The sequence below is a fragment of the Leptospira koniambonensis genome, assembly GCF_004769555.1.
In the GTDB taxonomy this organism is placed as follows: domain Bacteria; phylum Spirochaetota; class Leptospiria; order Leptospirales; family Leptospiraceae; genus Leptospira_B; species Leptospira_B koniambonensis.
In genome coordinates this window covers 55288-76571 of sequence record NZ_RQFY01000004.1, presented here as the reverse complement: position 1 = coordinate 76571, position 21284 = coordinate 55288, and the positions used below count along the sequence as shown (strand labels likewise).

The 21284-nt window shown below is 38.1% G+C and carries 23 protein-coding genes; 15 read left to right on the top strand and 8 right to left on the bottom strand.

Going from position 1 to position 21284, the window contains the following annotated elements:
- Positions 1 to 10: 10 nt before the first annotated feature.
- Genes modB through EHQ52_RS04390 form a run of 3 tightly spaced genes read right to left on the bottom strand, consistent with a single transcriptional unit; the run spans position 11 to position 1728 of the window.
- Positions 11 to 691: a molybdate ABC transporter permease subunit gene (modB, locus tag EHQ52_RS04400; RefSeq protein WP_135614063.1), complete on the bottom strand. Its 681-nt coding sequence runs from the start codon at positions 689 to 691 to the stop codon at positions 11 to 13.
- Between the two features lie 9 nt (positions 692 to 700).
- A complete protein-coding gene (locus EHQ52_RS04395; protein ID WP_135614062.1) occupies positions 701 to 1273 on the bottom strand; it encodes a hypothetical protein in 573 nt (190 codons plus the stop codon).
- Entirely contained in the window at positions 1270 to 1728 is a 459-nt protein-coding gene (locus EHQ52_RS04390; RefSeq protein WP_135614061.1) for a RidA family protein, read from the bottom strand. Before EHQ52_RS04390 ends, EHQ52_RS04395 begins: the two co-directional genes overlap by 4 nt.
- 137 nt (positions 1729 to 1865) lie before the next feature.
- On the opposite strand from EHQ52_RS04390, the gene EHQ52_RS04385 reads away from it, so the two are divergent.
- The 5 genes from EHQ52_RS04385 (at position 1866) to EHQ52_RS04365 (ending at position 7485) form a co-directional block, all read left to right on the top strand.
- Positions 1866 to 2666, top strand: a complete 801-nt coding sequence (locus EHQ52_RS04385; protein WP_135614060.1) for a class I SAM-dependent methyltransferase — start codon at positions 1866 to 1868, stop codon at positions 2664 to 2666.
- The gene (locus EHQ52_RS04380) at positions 2663 to 4342 is read left to right on the top strand and encodes a DEAD/DEAH box helicase (RefSeq protein WP_135614059.1); all 1680 of its coding nucleotides are present in this window, start codon (positions 2663 to 2665) and stop codon (positions 4340 to 4342) included. Before EHQ52_RS04385 ends, EHQ52_RS04380 begins: the two co-directional genes overlap by 4 nt.
- The gene (locus EHQ52_RS04375) at positions 4309 to 5400 is read left to right on the top strand and encodes an N-acetylmuramoyl-L-alanine amidase family protein (protein ID WP_135614058.1); all 1092 of its coding nucleotides are present in this window, start codon (positions 4309 to 4311) and stop codon (positions 5398 to 5400) included. The genes EHQ52_RS04380 and EHQ52_RS04375 overlap by 34 nt, the downstream gene beginning before the upstream one ends.
- The gene (locus tag EHQ52_RS04370; protein ID WP_135614057.1) at positions 5381 to 6142 is read left to right on the top strand and encodes an LIC_10740 family protein; all 762 of its coding nucleotides are present in this window, start codon (positions 5381 to 5383) and stop codon (positions 6140 to 6142) included. Before EHQ52_RS04375 ends, EHQ52_RS04370 begins: the two co-directional genes overlap by 20 nt.
- 89 nt (positions 6143 to 6231) lie before the next feature.
- Positions 6232 to 7485 carry a hypothetical protein gene (locus tag EHQ52_RS04365; protein ID WP_135615646.1) on the top strand — a complete coding sequence of 418 codons (1254 nt, stop codon included), beginning with the start codon at positions 6232 to 6234 and terminating at the stop codon, positions 7483 to 7485.
- Between the two features lie 72 nt (positions 7486 to 7557).
- Here the strand turns inward: EHQ52_RS04365 and EHQ52_RS04360 are convergent, their stop codons facing one another.
- A complete protein-coding gene (locus EHQ52_RS04360) occupies positions 7558 to 8346 on the bottom strand; it encodes an enoyl-CoA hydratase/isomerase family protein (protein ID WP_135614056.1) in 789 nt (262 codons plus the stop codon).
- A complete protein-coding gene (locus EHQ52_RS04355; RefSeq protein ID WP_135614055.1) occupies positions 8346 to 8873 on the bottom strand; it encodes a hypothetical protein in 528 nt (175 codons plus the stop codon). The genes EHQ52_RS04360 and EHQ52_RS04355 overlap by 1 nt, the downstream gene beginning before the upstream one ends.
- Positions 8874 to 9030: 157 nt before the next feature.
- On the opposite strand from EHQ52_RS04355, the gene EHQ52_RS04350 reads away from it, so the two are divergent.
- Positions 9031 to 10308: a PilZ domain-containing protein gene (locus tag EHQ52_RS04350; RefSeq protein WP_135614054.1), complete on the top strand. Its 1278-nt coding sequence runs from the start codon at positions 9031 to 9033 to the stop codon at positions 10306 to 10308.
- A gap of 9 nt (positions 10309 to 10317) precedes the next feature.
- On the opposite strand, the gene EHQ52_RS04345 is transcribed toward EHQ52_RS04350, so the two are convergent.
- Complete coding sequence (locus EHQ52_RS04345; RefSeq protein ID WP_135614053.1) at positions 10318 to 10821, bottom strand: hypothetical protein; 504 nt, start codon at positions 10819 to 10821, stop codon at positions 10318 to 10320.
- Positions 10822 to 11049: 228 nt separating this feature from the next.
- Between EHQ52_RS04345 and EHQ52_RS04340 the strand changes: the two genes are divergently transcribed.
- From EHQ52_RS04340 to EHQ52_RS04325, 4 genes are all read left to right on the top strand, one after another.
- Entirely contained in the window at positions 11050 to 11448 is a 399-nt protein-coding gene (locus EHQ52_RS04340; protein WP_135614052.1) for a MerR family transcriptional regulator, read from the top strand.
- A 10-nt stretch (positions 11449 to 11458) separates the two neighbouring features.
- Positions 11459 to 12391 carry a DMT family transporter gene (locus tag EHQ52_RS04335; protein WP_135614051.1) on the top strand — a complete coding sequence of 311 codons (933 nt, stop codon included), beginning with the start codon at positions 11459 to 11461 and terminating at the stop codon, positions 12389 to 12391.
- A gap of 84 nt (positions 12392 to 12475) precedes the next feature.
- Positions 12476 to 13372 (top strand): NmrA family NAD(P)-binding protein, encoded by an 897-nt coding sequence (locus EHQ52_RS04330; protein WP_135614050.1) that lies wholly within the window; start codon positions 12476 to 12478, stop codon positions 13370 to 13372.
- 13 nt (positions 13373 to 13385) lie between these two features.
- Positions 13386 to 14306 (top strand): helix-turn-helix domain-containing protein, encoded by a 921-nt coding sequence (locus EHQ52_RS04325; protein ID WP_135614049.1) that lies wholly within the window; start codon positions 13386 to 13388, stop codon positions 14304 to 14306.
- Here EHQ52_RS04325 and EHQ52_RS04320 read toward each other — a convergent pair.
- The gene (locus EHQ52_RS04320) at positions 14303 to 14695 is read right to left on the bottom strand and encodes a DUF2721 domain-containing protein (protein WP_135615645.1); all 393 of its coding nucleotides are present in this window, start codon (positions 14693 to 14695) and stop codon (positions 14303 to 14305) included. The two genes, EHQ52_RS04325 and EHQ52_RS04320, sit on opposite strands and share 4 nt — an antisense overlap.
- Positions 14696 to 14796: 101 nt before the next feature.
- Between EHQ52_RS04320 and EHQ52_RS04315 the strand changes: the two genes are divergently transcribed.
- Positions 14797 to 15432 (top strand): TetR/AcrR family transcriptional regulator, encoded by a 636-nt coding sequence (locus EHQ52_RS04315; RefSeq protein ID WP_135614048.1) that lies wholly within the window; start codon positions 14797 to 14799, stop codon positions 15430 to 15432.
- A 26-nt stretch (positions 15433 to 15458) separates the two neighbouring features.
- Here the strand turns inward: EHQ52_RS04315 and EHQ52_RS04310 are convergent, their stop codons facing one another.
- On the bottom strand, positions 15459 to 16529 hold the full coding sequence (locus tag EHQ52_RS04310; RefSeq protein ID WP_135614047.1) for an amidohydrolase family protein: 1071 nt from the start codon (positions 16527 to 16529) through the stop codon (positions 15459 to 15461).
- A 338-nt stretch (positions 16530 to 16867) separates the two neighbouring features.
- On the opposite strand from EHQ52_RS04310, the gene EHQ52_RS04305 reads away from it, so the two are divergent.
- Genes EHQ52_RS04305 through EHQ52_RS04290 form a run of 4 tightly spaced genes read left to right on the top strand, consistent with a single transcriptional unit; the run spans position 16868 to position 21274 of the window.
- The gene (locus EHQ52_RS04305; protein ID WP_208653452.1) at positions 16868 to 17731 is read left to right on the top strand and encodes an alpha/beta fold hydrolase; all 864 of its coding nucleotides are present in this window, start codon (positions 16868 to 16870) and stop codon (positions 17729 to 17731) included.
- Complete coding sequence (locus EHQ52_RS04300) at positions 17732 to 18715, top strand: VOC family protein (protein WP_135614046.1); 984 nt, start codon at positions 17732 to 17734, stop codon at positions 18713 to 18715.
- Positions 18716 to 18735: 20 nt separating this feature from the next.
- Entirely contained in the window at positions 18736 to 20478 is a 1743-nt protein-coding gene (locus EHQ52_RS04295) for a bifunctional 3-(3-hydroxy-phenyl)propionate/3-hydroxycinnamic acid hydroxylase (RefSeq protein ID WP_135614045.1), read from the top strand.
- Between the two features lies 1 nt (position 20479).
- On the top strand, positions 20480 to 21274 hold the full coding sequence (locus EHQ52_RS04290; RefSeq protein WP_135614044.1) for a 2-keto-4-pentenoate hydratase: 795 nt from the start codon (positions 20480 to 20482) through the stop codon (positions 21272 to 21274).
- The last annotated feature ends 10 nt before the right edge of the window (positions 21275 to 21284 follow it).

Genomic DNA, 21284 nt, shown 5'->3' with positions numbered 1-21284 from the left:
CCTAATATCCTTACCAATGAGATTTTTTAAGTAAGATCCCAGAAACTGTCAATACCAATACACAAGTAATAGATGCTACAAATACTAGGACCAAAGAAAATTCATCTTTTCCAGATTGAACAGAATCATAAATTGCAAGTGCGATCGTTTGTGTTTTTTCGGGAATATTTCCTGCGATCATTAATGTGGCTCCGAATTCTCCCATTCCTCTTGCGTAAGCCATCATAGCTCCTGCTAAAATTCCTCTCCAGGAAAGTGGAAGTATTACAGTTAAAAAAGTTTCCCATTTTGATTTTCCCAAAGTGAGTGCAATTTCTTCGTATTCTGGATCCAGATCTTCGAAGGCCGCTTTCGCAGATCTATATACTAAAGGAAAAGAAACGATTGTAGATGCTAAAACTGCTCCATGCAAATTAAATAATATAGAATATTGGAATTGTTCTAGGAGAAGATGTCCAAGTATTCCTTTTTTGCCGAATACCACCAATAGGTAATATCCGAGAACTGTCGGTGGAAGGACCATTGGTAAGGTCAATATTGCATCTGCAAATGCTCTTCCAAAAAATCTAAGCTTGGACATCCAATACGCGAAAAATATTCCGAGTAATGCAGCCAAGAATGTAGAAAAAAATGTTACCTTAAGTGTAAGAAATAAAGGATGTCTGATGGAATCCCAGTCGAAAGTATCCATCAGATTCACTTAAATTTTAGAATTCCATAATGTTAGGGAAGAAATTGTTGTTAATGCCCAAAAAGAACAAAACGCATAAAAGTTAAAATTATAATAATAGTCCTGGTCTCTAATAAAACTTACAAAGAATACATCCGGCAATAAGATCCCTAAGAATAATAATCCACCTGAAAATCCTTGCAGGATAACAATTGTTTTTCCTACCCATTCACTTCTCCAGAAACCACCAAAGAAGAATGTCAAAAAGCAAGGGATGATGAAAAATATATTAGCCGCAGTTCTTACATTCACTTCTTCTAAGCCACTTCGATTTGGTTCTATTCCGAAAAAGCTACCTAGTTTAGAAATCAGATCTTGCTGGGATTCTACGCCTAAATTGATGGAATAATTGATCCAACTTCCTAAGCTAAAGAATAATTGTAACAATGCTAAAACAAAGATTAACTTTTCCTTTCCACTTTTTTCAGAATAGAATTCTATAAATCTTCCTAAAAGTTGAGAAAGAAATCTTTTCCATCCATTTAAAACTATAGATGTTGCGGGCAATGCCAGGCTTAGATCTCTGAGAAGGTTTTTGATCATCCTAAAGAAACCGTCATTTCTACTTCTACTGGAGCTCCTAATGGAAGAGAAGAATTCCCCACTGCGAAGCGTGCATGACGTCCTGCTTCTCCAAAAATACTTAAGAGTAGATTGGATGCATGATTTGCGACTAGATGTTGTTCAATAAAATCAGGGCTAGATGAAACAAATACTCCTATCTTTACAATACTCTTTACTTTATCCAAATCTCCGATGACTCCTGCAATTGCTGCAAGTCCGTTCAATGCAGCTTGTTCAGTGGCAGCCTTTACATCATCAATTGAAAGTCCAGCCCCCAGAGTTCCTGTAAGCATGAGCTTGCCATCTTTTAAAGGCAATTGGCCGGAAGTGAATACCAGATTTCCTGTTTGTATGGCAGGTATATAAGCTGCAATCGCCTTGGGTGCCGGTGGGAGTTCCAACCCAAGGGATTTGATTTTTTCGAGTATGCTCATTCTATGAGGGCTTCCTTTTCCCGTTTCTCTTCTATTCCTGGATGGTTTCTCGTTTTTTCAAGCACGTATTTCGTTCCAGGCCCGGGGATTTTCCTTTACGTAGGGAAGACTTTATGACAAGCTTCTTGTAGGCAAGCATGTCCTCAATACTCGAATTGGAACCTCACCCAGAATATCCGGAAGCCTATATGGTATGCCGTCGCACGGGGGTCCATTTCTATAAATTGGCAAAGGAAAGGGATTACGAAGATTCCTACTTTCAGGAAGAATACAAGAATCAGTACAAAAAGACCTACTACGAGGACGAACCTCAGCTTAGAAATTTAGCCAAGGCACGTTTAGAAATGATGAGCGCATTCCAAGATCCGAAAGGTAAAACTCTTTTCGAAATAGGATCTGCCGCTGGCTTCTTCTTATCCGAAGCGGAGAAAAAGGGATACAAAGTTAAAGGTCTGGAACTTTCTTCCACAGAAGCGGAATACTCCAAAGATAAATTAGGTTTGGATGTTGTCTCCGGTTCTTTCTTGGATGATTCCATTTTTCCCAAAGAAACTTTCGATGCGGTCTGTGCGTTTTTTGTAATAGAACATTTTCCGAATGCGGAGCTTGTTCTCGAGAGGATTAATAAATTGTTAAAGCCGGGTGGGCTATTATTCTTAGGTCTTCCTTCATTGAATGGACCTTCTTTCCAAACCAATCCTGAGGAATGGTTTCGTACTCATCCGTCGGACCATTTTTGGGATTACTCACCCGATTCTCTTAAAAAACTGTTGAAAATGTACGGTCTCGTCACGGTATATAAGAAACCAATGTCATACCACCCTAATAGAGATAAGGGATGGAAAGGCAAATACCTGACACATCGGCTCTTTGTTCGCTACGCAAACCTCTCCTGCTACGCCGACACATTCCACTCAATCGCGATTAAAAAAATATGAAATTCGAAGAATTAAATCTAGAGCCTAACCTGCAAAAAGCAATCCAAGACGCAGGATTTATTGAGCTCACTCCTATACAAGAAAAAGCAATCCCGCCCGGAATAGAAGGTAGGGATGTTACTGGTTTAGCACAAACAGGAACCGGTAAAACTGTGGCATTCTTGGTGCCAACCATTCACTCCATCTTGACAAGAGGAATACAAGGGGTCAGTACTTTGATCCTTGCTCCTACTAGAGAGTTAGTGATCCAAATTTCGGAAGAAGCCGAAAAGTTACTGAAACATACAGACTATCGAGTTGTTCCAATCATTGGTGGAACTGATTATAAAGTCCAGAACAGAGATCTAAATGGACTCAACGGTCTTATTGTTGCAACTCCAGGAAGATTGATCGATCTAGCAAGAAGCGGAAGCGCTGATCTAGAAAAGGTCGAGTTCTTCATTTTGGATGAAGCGGATCGTATGTTGGACATGGGTTTCATTTACGATATACGTTGGCTTCTTCATAAATGTAAGAATAGAAAACAAACCTTACTTTTTTCTGCAACTCTCTCGGTCGAAGTTATGCGACTTGCATATCGTTTTATGAACGAGCCTGTTGAGATCCAGATCAATCCAGATAAGCTGATCACAGAAAGAATAGATCAGAAACTAGTTCATTTGGGAAGAGAGGAGAAGTTACCTTATATGGTGAACTCCATTCTTGCTGAAGAATTAGAAGGACAAGGAATTATATTCACAAATTTTAAAGCGAATATTCCAAAAATAGTCTATTCTCTCAGAAAATATGGAATTCCTATCACGGGGATTTCTTCTGACCTTGACCAGAAAAAAAGACTTAGATTGATGAGGGATTTTAAATCCGGAAAGTTCAAGTTTATGGTCGCGACTGATGTTGCAAGCCGCGGTATCGACGTAGAAAATATCGAAGTAGTTTTCAATTTTGATCTTCCTCAGGATACTGAGAATTATGTGCATAGGATCGGAAGAACTGCAAGGGCAGGAAGAGTTGGTAAATCCATCAGCTTCTGCTCCGAATCGGATTATGTTGAATTGGAGAAGATCGAAAAATATCTGAAACAAAAGATAGATGTCCTGCCAGTCCACGAAGAAGCACTTACATTCCCTGCTGGTGAGTTCCAAGTTTTTGTAGGTGGAGATGCATTTGATAATGCTCCTGTCGAAAGAAATGGAAACAGGAACCAAAGAAGAGGCGACAGAGGTCCTAAAAAACAAAGGGGTGATTTCCAACGTAACGGTAACGGCGGAAATCAAAGAGGGGAAAAAACCTGGAACAAAGAATCTGGAGATCGCAAAAAAGATTTCAATAGAGATTCTAAATCAGGCGGCAAGCAGCAACACGGTGGTCATAAAAAAAGACCAGAAGCTGCTATCCAAGAAGCCCAAGAGTTTTTACAAAAAGCGGACAGTGTATTTGGTTCCAATGGCGGTCGTAAAGACAGAAACCAGAAAAACCAAAACCAGAAGAAAGGAAAACAACGTTCCGATTTCCAAAAACAACATTCTCCAAATCATCAAAATCACGAGAATAAAAAGCAAAAATCGAATTACGATAAGAGCAAGCGTAACTTATTCGATATAAACGATTCTAAAAGATCTTCAGATAAGAAGAAGGGATCAATTTGGACAAGGATCAAATCCTTCTTTGGGGGTTAGGATTCTTTTTAGTTTTTAGCGCACCTGTTTTTGCCGAGTCCAGGATACAAACCATCGGCAAGAACGGATACGTTTCCTTTGAAGAGATCCATAAAAAGATCCCGGGGCTACAATCCAAATTCGAGTCTGCTACTTTAGTAGGTTCTATATCACATGCTTCCGGTGAGATCCGATTTAGGATCGGTGCTTCCTTTTACGCAATCAATGGCAGTTTAGAAAAAACGAATTTACCAGTAGTCTATAAAGATAAGGACTTCTTGCTCCCTCCTGATTTGGTAGAGGCGATCTTTGTACGCTTATTACCTGGAGATGTAAGTTACGAATTTAAAGAAGACGAACTGATATTCGATCTATTGCCTAAAGCAGAAAGATTAAAACTTTCTGCGATCATAGTGGATGCAGGACATGGAGGAAAAGATCCGGGGACTTCTTCAGATAAAGGAACCCAGGAAAAGTTGGTTTCTCTCCAGGTGGCCCGCTTCGTAAAAAAATTCCTAAATAAGGTATATCCAGAAGTTCGGGTCATCCTGACCAGGTCCAATGATTCATTTATAGAATTAGAGAGAAGGTCAGAGATCGCGAATAAAGAGATCCAAAAGGGAGGATCTGTTCTATTCGTAAGTTTGCATTGTAATGCTTCTATTTCTTCGGACGTGAATGGATTCGAAGTGTATTATTTATCCCAGACACCCAGCACAGAAACCGCAAGAGAAGTCTCTTTATTCGAAAATGGGATTTCGGGTAAAAAAGGTGGGACCTCCTACGGGAAGATCCAGGCCGGAATGATGTCCTCTATGATCCAAAGAAGAAGCCGTCTTCTTGCCAGAAGTGTTGAATCCGAGATGAAAAAAAACCTTGGTCCAAAGATATTGTCTAGAGGAGTGAAGAAAGCTGACTTTTCCGTGTTAAGGGGAAGTTTGATGCCTGCAATCCTAGTCGAAATGGGTTACCTCACCCATAATAAAGAATCAGAGGTATTGGCTGATAAAACTCATCAAGTGAAATTGGCCAAAAGTATATTAGAAGGTGTGAGAGCGTATGAACTTGCAAAAGATTAAGGAAATTTGGAATCGCTTCCTCACCTATTTGGACACCTTCTATACATGGGTTTTCGAATTGGCAACCAGAGCTGCCGATTCCAAAGAATCCAAAAGGATATTATTCTTAACTTATTCTTGGATCATCGTATTATTATTCCTAACCGGTTTCATCCTCGCAGGAAAAAATCCATTAAAACTACTTGTTCCATTCACATTATATGATCTTCCAAACTTCGATCCTAGAAAAGAAATCGTAATATACGGTTCGGATGGAGAAGGTCAGGTATTTCCTGTTAAAAGAAAGGTCCTCTTAACTGGCGAAGATTTCAGACATGATGTTTTGACCTTAGTGGGAGAAGCAGGAGAATCCAGCTATTTCGATCCTACTGTTCCGAATGCTTCTGCACAATATCGAAATCTGAAAAAACTTCCTAACTTGCAAGACTCAGTCATCTCTATCTGGAAAAGAGGAGATGTTTTGATCTTGGACTTGAGAAAGTCCACATTGGAAAACTTACTATCAGACATGAAGTTCAGGATTGATTATACTTACGCGAGTCAGATGACTGAAGATCAAAAATCTGCAGAGATAGAGCGTAAAAAATTAGGTCTATTATCTTCTGCATTCTTAGCGACTGAAAGAACCTTATTCGAAAACTATCCAGATCTAAATCGTATCGAATATAAGTTAGGCGGAGAAGTGGGAGATCTGCCTGGTTTAAGCTATTTGCTCTCTTCTACCCATACAAGACAGCCTTAATATTTATCCGGTATTCCGGAGTTTTCTCCCTAAATTAACTAGACGAAAGGGTTGTTTTGACCCTTTTCAAAGCCGATAGTATTAAGGATATGTCCGGGTCCAAACGTACAACCTTAGTCGTTTTCATTCTTTTGATCTCCGGGGTCATATTATCTGCAGCTCCGGATCTGCAAAATTCTCCCGATGTAACAAACATCAACGATTTTCGCACAGATCGTGTAGCATTTCATTATATACAATTGGTGGATAAAGAAGGTAAGGCTCTTCCAGAAAGAAATTTGAATAGAGATACTTCAGAATCCACGTTACTCATCATTGATAGAGGACAACTTACTCTTTTAAAGGATGGATTCGACGATCCAGCTCAGATAAAAGAGAAGGAAAAGGATTACTTAAATAAAATTTATAAATTCACCAGACTAAAAGACCTGGAACAAGAATATTATAAATTACCTGAATCGGAAAGAACCAAACCTTCTTCTAAAACAGAACCAAACCAGGCGGAAACTACTAAAGCGAATAATAGTCCAGGCACTTCTTCCGAGCCAGAAGAAAAGAATAAAGAGTTTGATCTTCTATTAAAATATGATGATGAACTTTTGAAATCTTATGCAGCGGAGAAGGCTGCCTACGCGGAATATTCAAGAACAGAACGTATTTATGGGAAAGATTCTCCTAAAACAAGTTCACTTAGAGCAAGGTTCGAAGAATTGAAATCCAAAACCCAAGAAAGGAAAAAATTCCTATTAGGTTTTTTGCATAATACTTCTGTAGATTCGAATCCTTATCCCGGTGATAGAAAAGAGCAGATATTCTATACGAATCATTCTAATGGGCTTCCTGACTTTTATCTACATTCCAGCACTCCAAGGGAAGTAGATGGCCTCATGAGAGGAGAAGAAGAAGTCGGGAAAAAATACGGGCAACTTTTTAAAACCGCAGTGGATCGATTGATCGATTCTCAGATAGATAAATTATACTATTATATTTGGAACCGAGACATGACAAATACTCGGATCAAAGTGGATCGTTTTCTAAAAGGAAAGAAGGTTACCGTAGTTACAGGAGATTCTACAGTTTATACTATGATAGACAAAGAAGGAGATGGTATCACAGAATCTTTCTTTGTAGATTCACCTGGACTAAAATTTTCTTGGGGAAAAGAAGTCCCAAATATTATCTCTATCTCTAATTGTACAGATCAAACAATCTTAACTAAGATCAAAGCATTGGGAGATGATGTTTCTTCCGGAAGAATCCCTAAAAAAGTAGATAAGCTGGATTTGGCAATTCCGGAAGAACAAATACTTTTAGAATTAAAACCTTTATTAAAGAATTTATAACTCGTTTCGAGTTTCAAGAGCCGGTAGGCTCTTATAATTCACCTATTGCCTGTTTTTTCACAGGCAATTTGATTATCGTCCTCTAAATACTGGCTTTCTTTTCTCTTCGATTGATTTGATCGTTTCTTTGAAATCCTGGGATAGGAAGTTAAGAGCTTGAGATTCTGCTTCTTTGCGCAAAGCAGCATTCAATTTTTCACGATCGTAAATATTTTTCTTTAATTCACTAAGAGCCATAGGAGCACTTTCGCTCAGAGAGATTGCAATCTCTGTTGCTCTTTGGAGAACTTCTCCCTTTGGAACTGAATCATAACAAATTCCTAAAGAAAGAGCTTCTTTACCGCTTACAGTTTCTGCTAAGAATAAAAGTCTGTTTGCAGTTTCCATTCCGAATAATTCTTTTGCAAGATAACTGGATCCCATTCCTGGGTGAATTCCTAATTTTACAAAATTGAATTGGTATTTTCCTTCATCTGCAAAAACTCTTAGGTCGCAAGCAAGAGTGATAGAAAGACCGGCACCGATTGCGTGACCATTTGCTGCACAGATTACAGGAACATTCAGATCTCTAACGCTTAAGAATAGATTATAGAATTCGAACATTTCTTTTTTGTTCTGTTCGAATGATTTCTCAGCGAAAGATTTTAATAATTCGAAATTACCACCCGCGGAGAAGATATCGTTCTTGCCTGTGATGACAACCGCTCTAGGTGGATTTTTTTTTAGTTTTTCTATATGAGCTTGGAACTCATGGCCCATGGAAACAGTCATGGAGTTTTTGGTTTCCGGGTTGTTCAGATAAAGAATTTCTATTCTAGATTCGGAAGAAAGTTCTACTGTTTCTGAATCAACTAATGCCATTAAACAGCTTCCTGTTTTAATTCAAAACTTTCGTACCAAACTCTATCAGAAATAGAAAGAGGTTTCTCTCCTATACCCATTTGGTCATAATAATCTAATAAAATTTCTAAATGAACATTCTCTTCATCTTCTAAAGTCCAGAAAGAGCTATCGATAGACTTAGAAACCAGAGCCTGGCCTCTAACAGAATCCACAAAATAATCAGGTTTGGCGGAGAAGATCAGATGAGCAGAGATAAGATCGAAACGGATAGTATCCACGATCTTAGAAAATTCAGAATCAGCTTTATCAAAATAACGGGATGCGATCTCAGTTTGAAAATAATCACCCCAAGTAAGAATGTCCGGCTCTACTCCAGTGCGTTCCTTGATCTCTTGGAGTTTTTCTTCTTCCAAAAAAGGTTTGGAAGCGAATTTATCCACAAGTTCTCTAAGTGAAATCAAGTTAAGGATCTTATTCGCGGAAAGTTGTCCACGACGCATCATATCGAAAAGTTCTGGATTCAGTTCGGACTTGTTCTCTGCCATGCTTTATTTTTCGGCAGAAGCATAAAAATCCCCCGAACAATTTCCTTCCGGAAAATACTCGTATATGTCTCATTTACGAAAAAAAAGAAGACCGCACTGGATTCCTAAAGTCCCGAAGTCGAAAATAAAGATACGGGAGAATTTTACCCGGACCGCTATGGCTGTAGGACGATCGGATACACTCCAGGAATTGATTACAATTTTAGAAACGATGTTTGGAGAAACAATCATCGGTTCTGATATTAATCTAGTTAAACACCTATTCTATAGTTTGAAAGCGGATCAAAGAGAGTTCCCATTCGATTATGAAGGGGAGAAACTTACTTCTGTAGTAGAAGAAGTAAGCGAAGACACTCTTGTTCTATATGTTCCATATCTCCAGCCAAAGGGAATATTAAGAGCAAAAATCAGTTTCGAAATCTTGAATATACTCTATCAATTCGAAGTAGTACTTCTGGACTTTTGGGAAGACCACGTTCGCGTCAAGATCCCTTCTGAATTACAAGCAGCCGCATTCCGTAAAAACCTAAGGGTTGCAGTAGACGACCTCTTTATGAATTACGTGATCCTCTATCGTTCCTTGAGCGGTGGAGAAAGGGAACTTGGAAAAAATCTAAGCGTTGAACAAAGATTTTTCCATTTGATGAAGGAGATCAAAAAGGATAATCCAAGCCTTAAGTTGATCAATTTAATGGTTACCGAATATATTCTAGGAATTTCAAAAGATTACGAGATCGTATTTTTTGGGCCCGGAAAAGACGGAGGATTTTTCGGAGACTTTATTAAAAAGTATAATCGATCTGTCTATGTCCCGGATTGTTCTTTAATCAAAAGTTATATAGGAGAAGAGAAGGACCCGTATCTGGATAATTTCAGAGATGAATACTTAAGTTTGATCCAAACAAAAGGGCAGGCAAAAGCAGATGAATTTTTCAGAGAACTTCAAAAAGAAGAAGTTCGTAACTTCTTAATTTCGTATATAGTCACTCCGATCCGTTTATTCAACGATCCCATCGGTTATGTAAAAGTATTCTCTACAGCAATGGACAAATTTTCTATAGTGCAGCAGCAGGCATTATATATAGAAGAGCTCGGAGATATTCTTACTTACGCTTTAACTAAAGTATATATTCGCCAGGAAAACTTTAGAAATGAAGAAGCGGTAACTCGTATACTCGACATTAGTATGAATGGTCTTCTATTCGAAATAGAAGATGAAAGAACCTTTAATTATTTAAAACAACATAATATAATCAAAATGTTTATTCCTATCTCCGAAAGAAATCTGGTACTAAGAGGAGAAGTGGTTCGATTCTTGGAAATTGGGAATGGGAAATACCAATTAGGCGTAAACTTTTTTGATTCGAATCCGGACGATATGGTCTTCTTGCAGCATTATATTTTTAGCAAGAAGATGCGGATACTTTTTGAGTAGAGGATATGATTACTCTTTGCCAGCCTTAAACTCGTTTACAAATAGGGTATGTTCCTTTCCAAAGGTATTGTATCCGCCAAAGAACACGAATAACGTAATTGGTTCTCCTTTTTTAACTTCTTCATGAAGAAATGGAACAAGATTTCTTTGAAAAAGTAAAACAAACTTCTTTTTCTTAACGGTTAATGTAAGCTCGTGTTGAAATAGTTCAATAAATTTAGGATCTAAATTTATAAATTTACCAATAAGTTCGGCAGATCCTTGGGAATCATTTGATATACCTTTTGGGAAGTCGCTCCATTTCATTTGTATCTTATATTTATTCGTGAATATGGATAATCCGGGATCTTTTTCTGCATCGACTCCATCTGTGAGTCTCACAATTTCTTCGAAGGAAGAAGAGATATAGCTATCAAAATTAAATCGTGGAGCAGTATTTTCTTTTTTAATATTTCCGGAACTGCAAGTAAGCAGAAATAACGTGCAAAATAGAATAGAAAGAAAATTTTTCATCAGACCTCTTGAGCTTTAGCAAAAACCATTATATTTATAGATAGGAAGATGATTCTGGAAGTGCCAGTTGTTTAGTAAATAAAAATGTGAGAGATTGTTTCCTTTAGTAAGAAAACTAACATCACCAAGAAAACTAAAAAATCTCTGAATTTCCATATAAATTTACACTTAGAGCTAACTCTAGGTGAGTCTGATCTATAGATTCGAAAGAATCACCAGAGGGGTTGAATGAGCAAGTTTCTAAGTATTTCCGAAATTTCAGAGATTACTGATTTTAGCCCTTATACTCTTCGCTATTACGAGAAGATCGGCATTCTACGCAAACCGGAAAGAATGTATGGAAAGGATCGAACATATTCTGAGAAAGAAATCCGGCACCTTAAGGGAATAAAAACTCTAAAAGAGATGAATATGTCTTTGGATGATATCAAAGAATTCTTCATAGAAGGATGTATCCTGGATAAAGTGGAAAGCGGAGAAAATTTCAAACCTCCTTTAAATAAAAGGATGCGGATCTTAGAGACACATCTTCAAAAGCTGGAACAAAAGAAGAAGGATCTGGAATCGATGATCCGACTTACGAAAGCAAAATTAAAGGAATACGATAATCTTTTAAAAACAAATTAGGAACTCCAAAATGTCATCTATCAAACCATACCTTTCTCTAATATTTTTTGCCCTCATTACAGGGACAACATTTCATGTGGCGAAGGAAGCACTTACCTACTTCTCGCCAAGCCTAGCAGGAGCACTTCGTTTTGTATTCGCTACCTTCTTCTTATTTTTGTTTGTATTCATTACGAATCGAAAATTGCTAAAAGTAGACAGAAGAACTTTACTCGTGTTTGTTTCTCTTGGAATTATAGGAGTATTTGGATTTAATTTTTTCTTCTTTATTGGAATGAAAAAAGCTTCTCCCATGAATGCGGCTATAGTGATTGCTGCGAGTCCTGCGATCGCTATCTTTCTCTCTTACTTTCTTTTAAAGACAAAAATTAAGTTTCAGCATTATCTTGGAACCTTGATCTCTTTCTTAGGAGTTATACTTGTTATTTCCGATGGAAGTATAGCTGCTCTTTTAAATGCATTTCATGGAGAAGGTATATTATTTATTCTGATGGCGGCTACTTGTTGGAGCTTTTACTCTGTTGGAATGAAAAAATATATTCCGGGAGTTTCTACGATTCAAACAACTGCATATACTGCATTATTCGGTACTATCACATTACTCGTTTTAACTTTGATCAATGGAGATTGGAATACTGAATTTAAAGAAATTCCAAATTCGGCTTGGCTAGCAATCTTATATATGGCCGGATTAAGTACATTCTTAGGATATCTTTGTTGGAATTACGGGATCCAAGCTGTTGGTCCTGATAAGGCGGTTGTTTTTGGGAACCTGATCCCTGTAGTTGCGATGTTGACTTCCTGGGTTTTGGGAGAAGCGCCTAACGTATATGATCTTGGTGGAGCTTTTCTTGTGATCTTTGGGATCTTTATCGTAAATGCTAAGCTGCGATCGGCAAAGAAAGAAAAGACTACAGGATCTGAGATTCGGCTACAAGAATAAGAGATGGTCGATAAACTAATACTATCCGATGGATTAGAAAATTTGAAATACGGTTCATATAGAATTCTCAAAGGAGAAATAAATATGAAGATCGTAATTACTGGTTCTTTAGGACATATTAGCAAACCTTTAACTATAGATTTACTGAAGAAAGGACATTCGATTACAGTTATTAGCAGTAATGCCAAGAAGAAAAACGAAATAGAAGCTTTAGGTGCGAAATCTGCCATAGGCAGCCTGGAGGATCTAAATTTTCTAACCGAAACTTTTAAAGGAGTGGATGCTGTTTATTGTATGATCCCTCCGAATGATTATTTTGATCATGAGCTGGATCTTATTTCTTTTTACAAAGAGATCGGTACAAACTACGCACAAGCTATCCAAAAATCAGGAGTTAAACGAGTTGTTCATTTGAGTAGTATTGGTGCTCATTTGGAAAAGAATTCCGGCATCATTGTGGGCCACCATTTTGTAGAAAATATTCTTAAAGAACTTTCTGGAGTAGGATTAACTCATATGCGTCCTACTGCTTTTTACTATAATCTTTATGGTTTTCTGGCTCGGATTAAAAAAGAAGGCAGGATTGCTTCCAATTACGGAGGAGAAGATAGGGTTCCTTGGGTTTCCCCCATCGATATCGCTCAAGCAGTTGCTGAGGAAATTGTAACTCCACTCGAAGGAAGAAAAATAATCTATGTGGCAAGTGATGAGCCGACTTGTAATGAGATTGCAAATGCTTTAGGTGCAGAAATTGGAAAACCTGATTTAAAATGGGAGCTAATCAGTGATGAGGAAATGCAAAACCATCTAAAAGCGATCGGAATGTCGCCAAGTATCGTTAAGGGCTTTACTGAAATGAACGCTTCAATGCATAACGGAACTTTAATGGAGAACTATTATCGTAACCGACCTGTTAGTTTGGGTAAGGTTAAATTGACAGAGTTTGCTAAAGAATTTGCTTCAGTATTTCATCAAAATTGAGTAGGATACTAATATGGAAAATCGGCCAATTCATAGAATAAAAACGATCACCGAGTTCCATCGTGTCAGAGGATTAGCAATGCCTGAGCATCCTCTGATCAGTTTGGTTGATTACAGGGATATCAAGCACAAGCTTGAAAATAATTCTATAAACTGGGTATTTGATTTTTATTCAATCTCTCTTAAAAGGGATTTTGGCGCAAAGATCAAATACGGGCAGCAAGAATATGATTTTGACGAAGGTATCATGTTCTTTATCGCTCCCGGCCAAGTCTTTAGTGTGGAAACTGAAAATAACTCAGTCCCAAAACATTCCGGTTGGATCCTATTGATCCATCCGGATTTTTTATGGAATAGCCCTTTAGCGAAATCCATTAAACAATTTGAATATTTTGATTATTCCGTGCATGAAGCTTTATTCCTATCTGAAAAGGAAGAAGACACAATTATAGAAGTACTGCAGAATATTCGAAGGGAATATAGATCGAATATTGACCAGTTTACTCAGAGTATCATTATCTCTCAGTTAGATCTTTTACTTAACTATGGAGAAAGATTTTATCATCGTCAGTTTATCACTCGAAAGGTTACGAACCATAAAATTTTGGATCGATTAGAAGAGATACTTACTGAATATTTCAGAAGTAACGATTTAAAAGAAAAAGGTTTACCTTCGGTCCAAACCATAGCAGAAACCTTAGGTGTTTCTCCGAATTATCTAAGTGTATTATTGAAGGTATTGACCGGGCAAAGCACCCAACAACATATCCATGATAAATTAATCGAAAAAGCAAAAGAGAAATTATCCACCACTGATATATCAGTGAGCGCTATTGCTTATGAATTGGGATTTGAACATTCTCAGTCGTTTAGCAAATTTTTCAAAAATAAAACGAATCTTTCTCCAATTGAATTTCGCCGTTCGTTCAATTAGTTTTTAAGAGCATCTTCGATCTCTATCGTTAGTGCTTTGGTCGAGAAGTGGATTTCGAGCAAAGAGTAGACCAAAGACATGATCATTAATAGCAGAGATAGGCCGAAGAAGAACCAGGCCAAATTATTATATAATGAAATAGATCCGATAGACAACGTACAGGATATTAGGCTCAAGATCCCAAAAGATTGAGAATATCTGACGAGTGAGATCCGAAATCTTAAATTTTTTACCTGAGCTACAAGTAGTTCTTCTCTCGTTTCCCTATATTTTTCTAAAAGTTGTCTCGCGAGAGAAGTGAGTCCGAAAAATCGATTCGTGAATGCCAACATCAAAAGGGAAATTGCAGGGAAAAGTAATCCAGGTGTATTATAAGAAAGTAAATCCATTAGGTCAGCGAGTAATACATCTTGATATAAAACAATCAATAAATGAGATCCCTCTCAATATTGTAGTTGCTCGTGTAGTTAGCAGCAACGAAATGGTGGTCATGGCAATTGCGAAACGTCGAAAAGTTTTACTTCCTAAACGAGAAAGAACAAGAGCGCAAATTATGAATGCGGCTCTACGATTATTCGCGATCAAAGATGCAGGAGAAACTTCAATCGCAGAAGTTTCTGCGGAAGCTGAAATTGCAAACGGAACATTTTATAATTATTTCAAAACAAAAGAAGAATTATTAGAAGCATCTGCTTTGGCCTTAGCAGAGTCCTTGGTTGCAGAAGCAGTTCGATTGATGCCGGATATTGCTGACGGTGCTGAAAGAATGGCCGTAGGCGGAATGATTTTTTTAAAAAGAGCAAGAAACGATGCAGATTGGGCTTGGGCATTGATTCGTGTTGCTGCGGTTGCACCTAGGATGAGCGAACTTCTTCGCGCTCAACCTTTGAAAGATATGCAAAAGGCTATCAAAGCCGGGAAATTTACAGTCGACTCGGAAGAATCCGCATTGGGTTTATATATTGGCGCCTTGCATTATGGGATCAGAAATATTCTGGAAGGTAGAGTGAAAAATAAATCTCATGATATGGCAATGATCGCTTTTGTTTTAAAAGCATTCGGTGTTTCCGCAAGCAATGCTAAGAATATCTCTCAAAAAGCATTTGATAGAGTCTGGAAAGAATAAATATCCTCTTCCAATATTCATTTTAATTAACGGTTTCTAGCTTTCGAGGCCAAATTTACAAATTGTTTGATTACTTGAAATTTGATCGCGGTACTTAGATTTATCCGATCAAAGACGGGCGCTCCTCCCGAAATTTCTCCTTTCATTGATAGGTTCGGGAAAAGTTTCAGCGCATGATCTCTATCAATTCCGGCAAGAGTGGAAGTATCAAATTGTTTTAATAGGCTAAGTTCTTCTCTTTGGTGAACGAATAAAGGTTCGGGAGCAAATGGAAAATCACTGCCAAACAAAATATGATCCGGTTCTACCAATTCTTTTAAAGCAGCCATTGCAAAAGGAGAAGGGGATAATGCAGTATCAAAATAAAATCTTCTTAGATAGGTTAGAATTCCTTGGGGGGTTTTTTCGGAAATCTCAGGTAGAAGATTCCCTAAAGATACTCTCCAAACAACATAAGGTAAAAATCCTCCTGCGTGAGCAAGTATCCATTTGATCCTTGGGTATTTTTCAAGTGTACCTGAATAGATTAAATTTACCGCAGCTCTTGTAGTATCACAAAGAAACTCTAATATAAAACCGGGAGTTTTTAAGCCTAACGTTTCACTGCTTGGATGAATATCAGGATGTACGAATACGACAGCATTCCTTTTATTTAATTCTGCCATTAGTTCTTCAAAATCAGGATCTCCTAAGAATTTCCCTCTGGTACTCGCAAGAAGAACAATCCCTTCTGCTTTTAACGTATCTAAAGCATAGATAGCTTCTTCTGTTGCTTCTTTGGGTAGAGGCATTGGTAGGATAGCGAAAGATCCGAATCTTCCTGGATATGTTTCTTTTATCTCTTTTGCATATTCGTTGCAGCGGCGAGCCAAAGAAATTGCTTCTTCACGATTTCCGAAGTAAACACCCGGAGAAGAGATGGATGTGATAGCGGTTCGGACCCCATTTACCTCCATCACATTTAAGGAACGTTCAGGATCCCAGGACGGAAGAGGAGCACCCGCTACAATATTTATTCCCTGTCGATTGAGTGCTTCGGTATAAAAAGAAGGTATAAAATGATGATGCACATCGATTGCTCTGATTTGTTTAAGCATAAAAAACTCCAAACCTAATGAATAATAACGATCCTATAAAACAATGCGATAAGGGATCAGCAAAGGTATACACTCATAATTAAGTATACTACTTAAAAATGAGATATATCTCAAAAAATAATAATCAGTCAATCTGAATTGAACATTTTTACCAAAAATTTGTATCCATTTCTTCACAAAGGTATTCTTTTTCGTTGACAAAAGTTGATAATGAGGAATGTTGCAAAAAATAATTATATGTATAAAAATGAGAGTTATCTCATAAATTTGAACGTCAAATAATCCGAACGTTCGAAACTGTAACCGATCAGGATTATAAACAGTTTAAGGAAGGGGAAATGGAACTGAAGAAATTGTCTGTTGGAGAAAGAGAGATTCAATTCTATGAAACTGGCTCAGGTGAACCGGTTTTAATGTTGCATGGAGGGGGGCCTGGGGCATCCGGAATATCGAATTATTCCAAAAATATAGAAGTTCTTGGCCAAAATTTCCGAGTAATCGTTCCGGATATGCCCGGATATGGCGGATCAACAAAGGGAATTAGTAGAAAAGACCCTTTTGGCGATCTTGCAGACACGATGCTGAAATTTTTAGAAGTGCTTAATATCGCTAAAGTTCATGTGATCGGAAATTCATTGGGCGGGGCATGTGCTCTCAGGATGGGATTAGAAAAACCGAATATGATCTCTTCGCTAATCCTTATGGGACCCGGAGGAATTGACACTACTCGATCGTTGCCCACTAAAGGTTTAAATCGTCTTTTGGATTATTATTCGGGAAAAGGGCCAAGCTTAGAAAAGATTACCGAAATCATTCGAGAGTATTTGGTTTATGAAGGTCTCGAAATTCCTTCTGCATTGATCGAAGAACGATATAAGTCTAGCATAGATCCGGAAGTAATCAAAGCTCCTCCTTTGCGTAGACCAAATAGAATTCCGAATTTTAAGAATATCGATTTTACAAGAGATCCAAGACTTCTTAAATGCGAAATCCCAACATTAATTCTATGGGGGACAGAAGATAAAGTAAACCGTCCGAGCGGTGGGCTTTCCTTACAGAAACGATTACAAAATTGTGATCTATATCTATTCAATAAAACAGGACATTGGGTGCAATGGGAAAGAGCGGATGAATTCAATTCTATTACGAAAACTTTCATCACATTACATTCACAATCGAAAATGCCGGAGAGGATCAAGTAGATGTTTGAGACCGAACCCGCAAATTTATTTAATTCCGCGCAATTAGGATATGTGATCATCGAATCCAATCATTTGGAGAAATGGCTTACATTCGGTAAGGAAGCGATTGGACTTCATGCGGAATATTTATCTGAAGATACATTATCCTTTAGGATGGATTGGCATACTCGACGGTTCCTGATTAAAAAAGGGGACGCCGAAGATTTTACTACATTAGGATTTCAGGTTAATGATGAAAATTCTTTAAAAAACATATTAGAAATATTGAAAAAACGAAAGATAGAAGTTCGAAAAGGAAGCGGGATTGAATCAAGCCTAAGAGGTGTCGAATCCTATTGGGAGTTTTTCGGGCCGAAGGGATTGAAGATCGAAATCTTCGCTAATCCTATTCTGACTGAAACACCTTTGAATATGTTATCTAAAGGTTTTGTTACGGAGAAGTTTGGGATGGGGCATGTAGCCATGGTTTCCAAACAACCTGAAAAGTTAATCGAATTCTGGAAAGAGATCTTTGGAGCTAGGATTAGCGACTACATTGAACAAAAAATGTCTGGGGTCGTATTAGATATTACCTTCCTGAGAATAAATCCTCGCCATCATTCTATAGCCATAGCTGCAACAAGAGGGCTTCGTATGGATCCACTTTCTACTCGGATCCAACATTTGAATATAGAAGCGAAAAATTTAGAAGATATGACTCAAGCTTATCGTAGATGTAAGGAGTTAGGATTTGAGATCGCTCATGGGATCGGACAACATCCGAATGATCTAGAATTATCTTTTTATGTGATTTCTCCTTCTGGTTTTGAGTTCGAAGTGGGATGGAATCCGATCCCAGTAAGCGAAATCCAATGGAAGCAAAATAAATATAAGCAGATCAGTGCTTGGGGGCATGAACCGGAGATCTCCACTGCATTATCTAGATTAAATGAATTTAGAAGAGGAATTCTTTCTCTATTTCGTTCAGAATATATCCCATTTTAATCTAGGAGGAATATTATATTATGGAAACTTTAAGTAACTCAAACGGACTTATTTACGATGTTGCGATTATAGGATTAGGCCCAGCTGGACTTACCTTGGCCCATATTTTAGGTAAAGGAGGATTAAGCGTGATTGTCCTCGAAAAAGAACCTGTATTCTATGGAAACGCTAGAGCGGTATATACGGACGACGAATGCCTAAGGGCTTTTCAGGCTGCAGGCGTTGCGGATGACATTCATAAGGATATGATGTTTGATATCCCTGTCCAATTCACTTATGAAGACGGAACACCTATCGGTCAATACATACCGACTGGAACTCCTAATGGCTGGCCTATCGTTAATTTTTTATACCAACCTTATTTGGAAACGAAACTTAGTGAGAAGCTGGGCCATTACAATCATGTCCGTGTTCTTCGAGGTAGAGAATTCCGTTCTCTTGTTCAGGATGCAAAAGGAGTGACTGTTTATCATATAGCTTCTGATGGAACGGCTTATGGGCAAAAGTCAGAAATTCCCAAACCAAAGGAACAAGAAGATGAGCAGTCTATCAGAGCTTCCTTTGTAGTTGGCTGCGACGGCGGAAGAAGTAAGGTCCGAGAATTCTTAAATATAAAATTAAAAGGGAAAAACTTTCCGGAACCTTGGCTAGTCGTGGACTTAAGGCAGAAAAATCTGGAACTGGGACTTCGTCATTTACCGTATTTTAATTTTTACTGTGATCCGAATGGTCCAGTCGTGAGTTGTCCTCAACCTGATGGATATCATCGATTCGAATTTAGGCTAAAGGCAGGAACATCTAAGGAATACATGGAAAGACCGGAAACAATAAGGATGTTATTATCCAAGCATGTGAATCCGGATCATTTCGAAATAAAACGCAGATTGGTTTATACATTTAACGGACTTGTTGCAGAAAAATGGAGAGAAGGTCGTGTTCTTTTGGCGGGAGATGCCGCACATATGACTCCTCAATTTATGGGACAGGGGATGAGTTCAGGAATTAGAGACGCCTTTAATCTAGGATGGAAATTGATTGAAGTAATCGATGGAAGAGCAAACGAAAAATTATTAGATACATACCAGAGCGAGAGATATTTTCACGCGAAAGCGATGATCCAAGTTTCAACACTTTTAAAAGATGTAGTTTCATTGGAGAATAAGTTCCTGGCTTCATTGCGGAACGGTATATTAAGGATCATTAAATCAATCCCAAGTGTTTATAAAATTTTCCAAGAAGGAAAATTTAAACCTAAGCCTAAATACAAAAATGGAAAGTATTTCGGTTTACCTAGAAATTCTGCGAATCGCCATGCAGGAACTTTAATGCCTCAACCGGATCTTCAGATCATGGACGGTACAAATAGGAAAATGGATCAGATACTAGGCAACTCCTTTGCTTTGATCGGGCAAGGCGTAGATCCTCGAGAATGTCTTTCAGATAAGTCACTTTCTTTTCTGAACTCTATTGGAACCAAATATATGACCGTATATGAAAAAGGAAGAAGGCCGCAAGGAATTCGTGGAGTTGGCCGAGATTTTGATCAGGATTTGAACGAAGTCGAAGACATTTATAGTCTTTTACAACCTTGGTTTCGTGAAGCGGGGTATAAGAAAGACGCGTTAGTCCTTCTTCGTCCCGATAAATTCGTATTCGGTATGGCAAAATTGAAAGGTGATAATCTTGTGGAAGAGCTGAAGAGTCAACTTGGCTCAAAATTCTCTGTTCAAAATAAACAAGTGAAATCGTTTGCTGGGGTTTAAGATGGTCGATTTAGAAAATTCCACCAATATTCGATTTGCAGCATCTGCGTTACTGGAAGCAAGAAGGACTAGAAAACCTATTCAGCCAATCACAGAAACTTATGGTATTCGCGGATTAGAAATTTCTTATGAAATCGCAAAGATTAACAATTTAGAAAGATTGAAAACTGGTGCTAAAGAGATAGGTAAGAAGATAGGGCTGACGTCAAAAGCAGTTCAACTCCAACTAGGTGTAGATCAACCTGATTTTGGGGCTCTTTTTTCCGATATGGAATATTTGGATTCAGATGAGGTGCCTACATCTAAACTTCTCCAACCTAAAGTTGAGGCAGAAGTAGCTTTTGTATTGGCCCGGGAAATCACAGAAAGAATACCGAGTTATGGAGAATTTTTAAATTCAATCTTATACGCTCTTCCTGCTTTGGAAATAGTCGATAGCGCAATTGAAAATTGGAAGATAAAACTTGAAGATACGGTAGCAGACAATGCTTCTTGCGGCCTTTTTGTATTGGGGAATCAGCCCGTCTCATTGGGAAATTTGGATCTTGCCGGGACAGGAATGTTTCTCAGAAAAAATGGAAATATAGAATCCGTTGGATCCGGTGCCGCTTGTTTAAACCATCCGCTTAGAGCAGCCTATTGGCTTGCAAAAAATCTAATAGAGAGAGGTCAAGGCCTGAAAGAGGGAGAGATTATTTTATCAGGCGCATTAGGTCCTATGGTTTCCGTTCAATCTGGAGATGATTTGGATGCAGAGATCAAAGGGCTTGGAAGAGTCTCTTGTAAAATGGTTTAATCGTATATTA

Bases quoted from the DNA above. Each gene is read 5' to 3' on its own strand.
- modB (WP_135614063.1), bottom strand. From the start codon at position 691: ATGGATACTTTCGACTGGGATTCCATCAGACATCCTTTATTTCTTACA.
- EHQ52_RS04395 (WP_135614062.1), bottom strand. From the start codon at position 1,273: ATGATCAAAAACCTTCTCAGAGATCTAAGCCTGGCATTGCCCGCAACA.
- EHQ52_RS04390 (WP_135614061.1), bottom strand. From the start codon at position 1,728: ATGAGCATACTCGAAAAAATCAAATCCCTTGGGTTGGAACTCCCACCG.
- EHQ52_RS04385 (WP_135614060.1), top strand. From the start codon at position 1,866: ATGTCCTCAATACTCGAATTGGAACCTCACCCAGAATATCCGGAAGCC.
- EHQ52_RS04380 (WP_135614059.1), top strand. From the start codon at position 2,663: ATGAAATTCGAAGAATTAAATCTAGAGCCTAACCTGCAAAAAGCAATC.
- EHQ52_RS04370 (WP_135614057.1), top strand. From the start codon at position 5,381: ATGAACTTGCAAAAGATTAAGGAAATTTGGAATCGCTTCCTCACCTAT.
- EHQ52_RS04365 (WP_135615646.1), top strand. From the start codon at position 6,232: ATGTCCGGGTCCAAACGTACAACCTTAGTCGTTTTCATTCTTTTGATC.
- EHQ52_RS04360 (WP_135614056.1), bottom strand. From the start codon at position 8,346: ATGGCATTAGTTGATTCAGAAACAGTAGAACTTTCTTCCGAATCTAGA.
- EHQ52_RS04355 (WP_135614055.1), bottom strand. From the start codon at position 8,873: ATGGCAGAGAACAAGTCCGAACTGAATCCAGAACTTTTCGATATGATG.
- EHQ52_RS04350 (WP_135614054.1), top strand. From the start codon at position 9,031: ATGGCTGTAGGACGATCGGATACACTCCAGGAATTGATTACAATTTTA.
- EHQ52_RS04345 (WP_135614053.1), bottom strand. From the start codon at position 10,821: ATGAAAAATTTTCTTTCTATTCTATTTTGCACGTTATTTCTGCTTACT.
- EHQ52_RS04340 (WP_135614052.1), top strand. From the start codon at position 11,050: ATGAGCAAGTTTCTAAGTATTTCCGAAATTTCAGAGATTACTGATTTT.
- EHQ52_RS04335 (WP_135614051.1), top strand. From the start codon at position 11,459: ATGTCATCTATCAAACCATACCTTTCTCTAATATTTTTTGCCCTCATT.
- EHQ52_RS04330 (WP_135614050.1), top strand. From the start codon at position 12,476: ATGAAGATCGTAATTACTGGTTCTTTAGGACATATTAGCAAACCTTTA.
- EHQ52_RS04325 (WP_135614049.1), top strand. From the start codon at position 13,386: ATGGAAAATCGGCCAATTCATAGAATAAAAACGATCACCGAGTTCCAT.
- EHQ52_RS04320 (WP_135615645.1), bottom strand. From the start codon at position 14,695: ATGGATTTACTTTCTTATAATACACCTGGATTACTTTTCCCTGCAATT.
- EHQ52_RS04315 (WP_135614048.1), top strand. From the start codon at position 14,797: ATGGCAATTGCGAAACGTCGAAAAGTTTTACTTCCTAAACGAGAAAGA.
- EHQ52_RS04310 (WP_135614047.1), bottom strand. From the start codon at position 16,529: ATGCTTAAACAAATCAGAGCAATCGATGTGCATCATCATTTTATACCT.
- EHQ52_RS04305 (WP_208653452.1), top strand. From the start codon at position 16,868: ATGGAACTGAAGAAATTGTCTGTTGGAGAAAGAGAGATTCAATTCTAT.
- EHQ52_RS04300 (WP_135614046.1), top strand. From the start codon at position 17,732: ATGTTTGAGACCGAACCCGCAAATTTATTTAATTCCGCGCAATTAGGA.
- EHQ52_RS04295 (WP_135614045.1), top strand. From the start codon at position 18,736: ATGGAAACTTTAAGTAACTCAAACGGACTTATTTACGATGTTGCGATT.
- EHQ52_RS04290 (WP_135614044.1), top strand. From the start codon at position 20,480: ATGGTCGATTTAGAAAATTCCACCAATATTCGATTTGCAGCATCTGCG.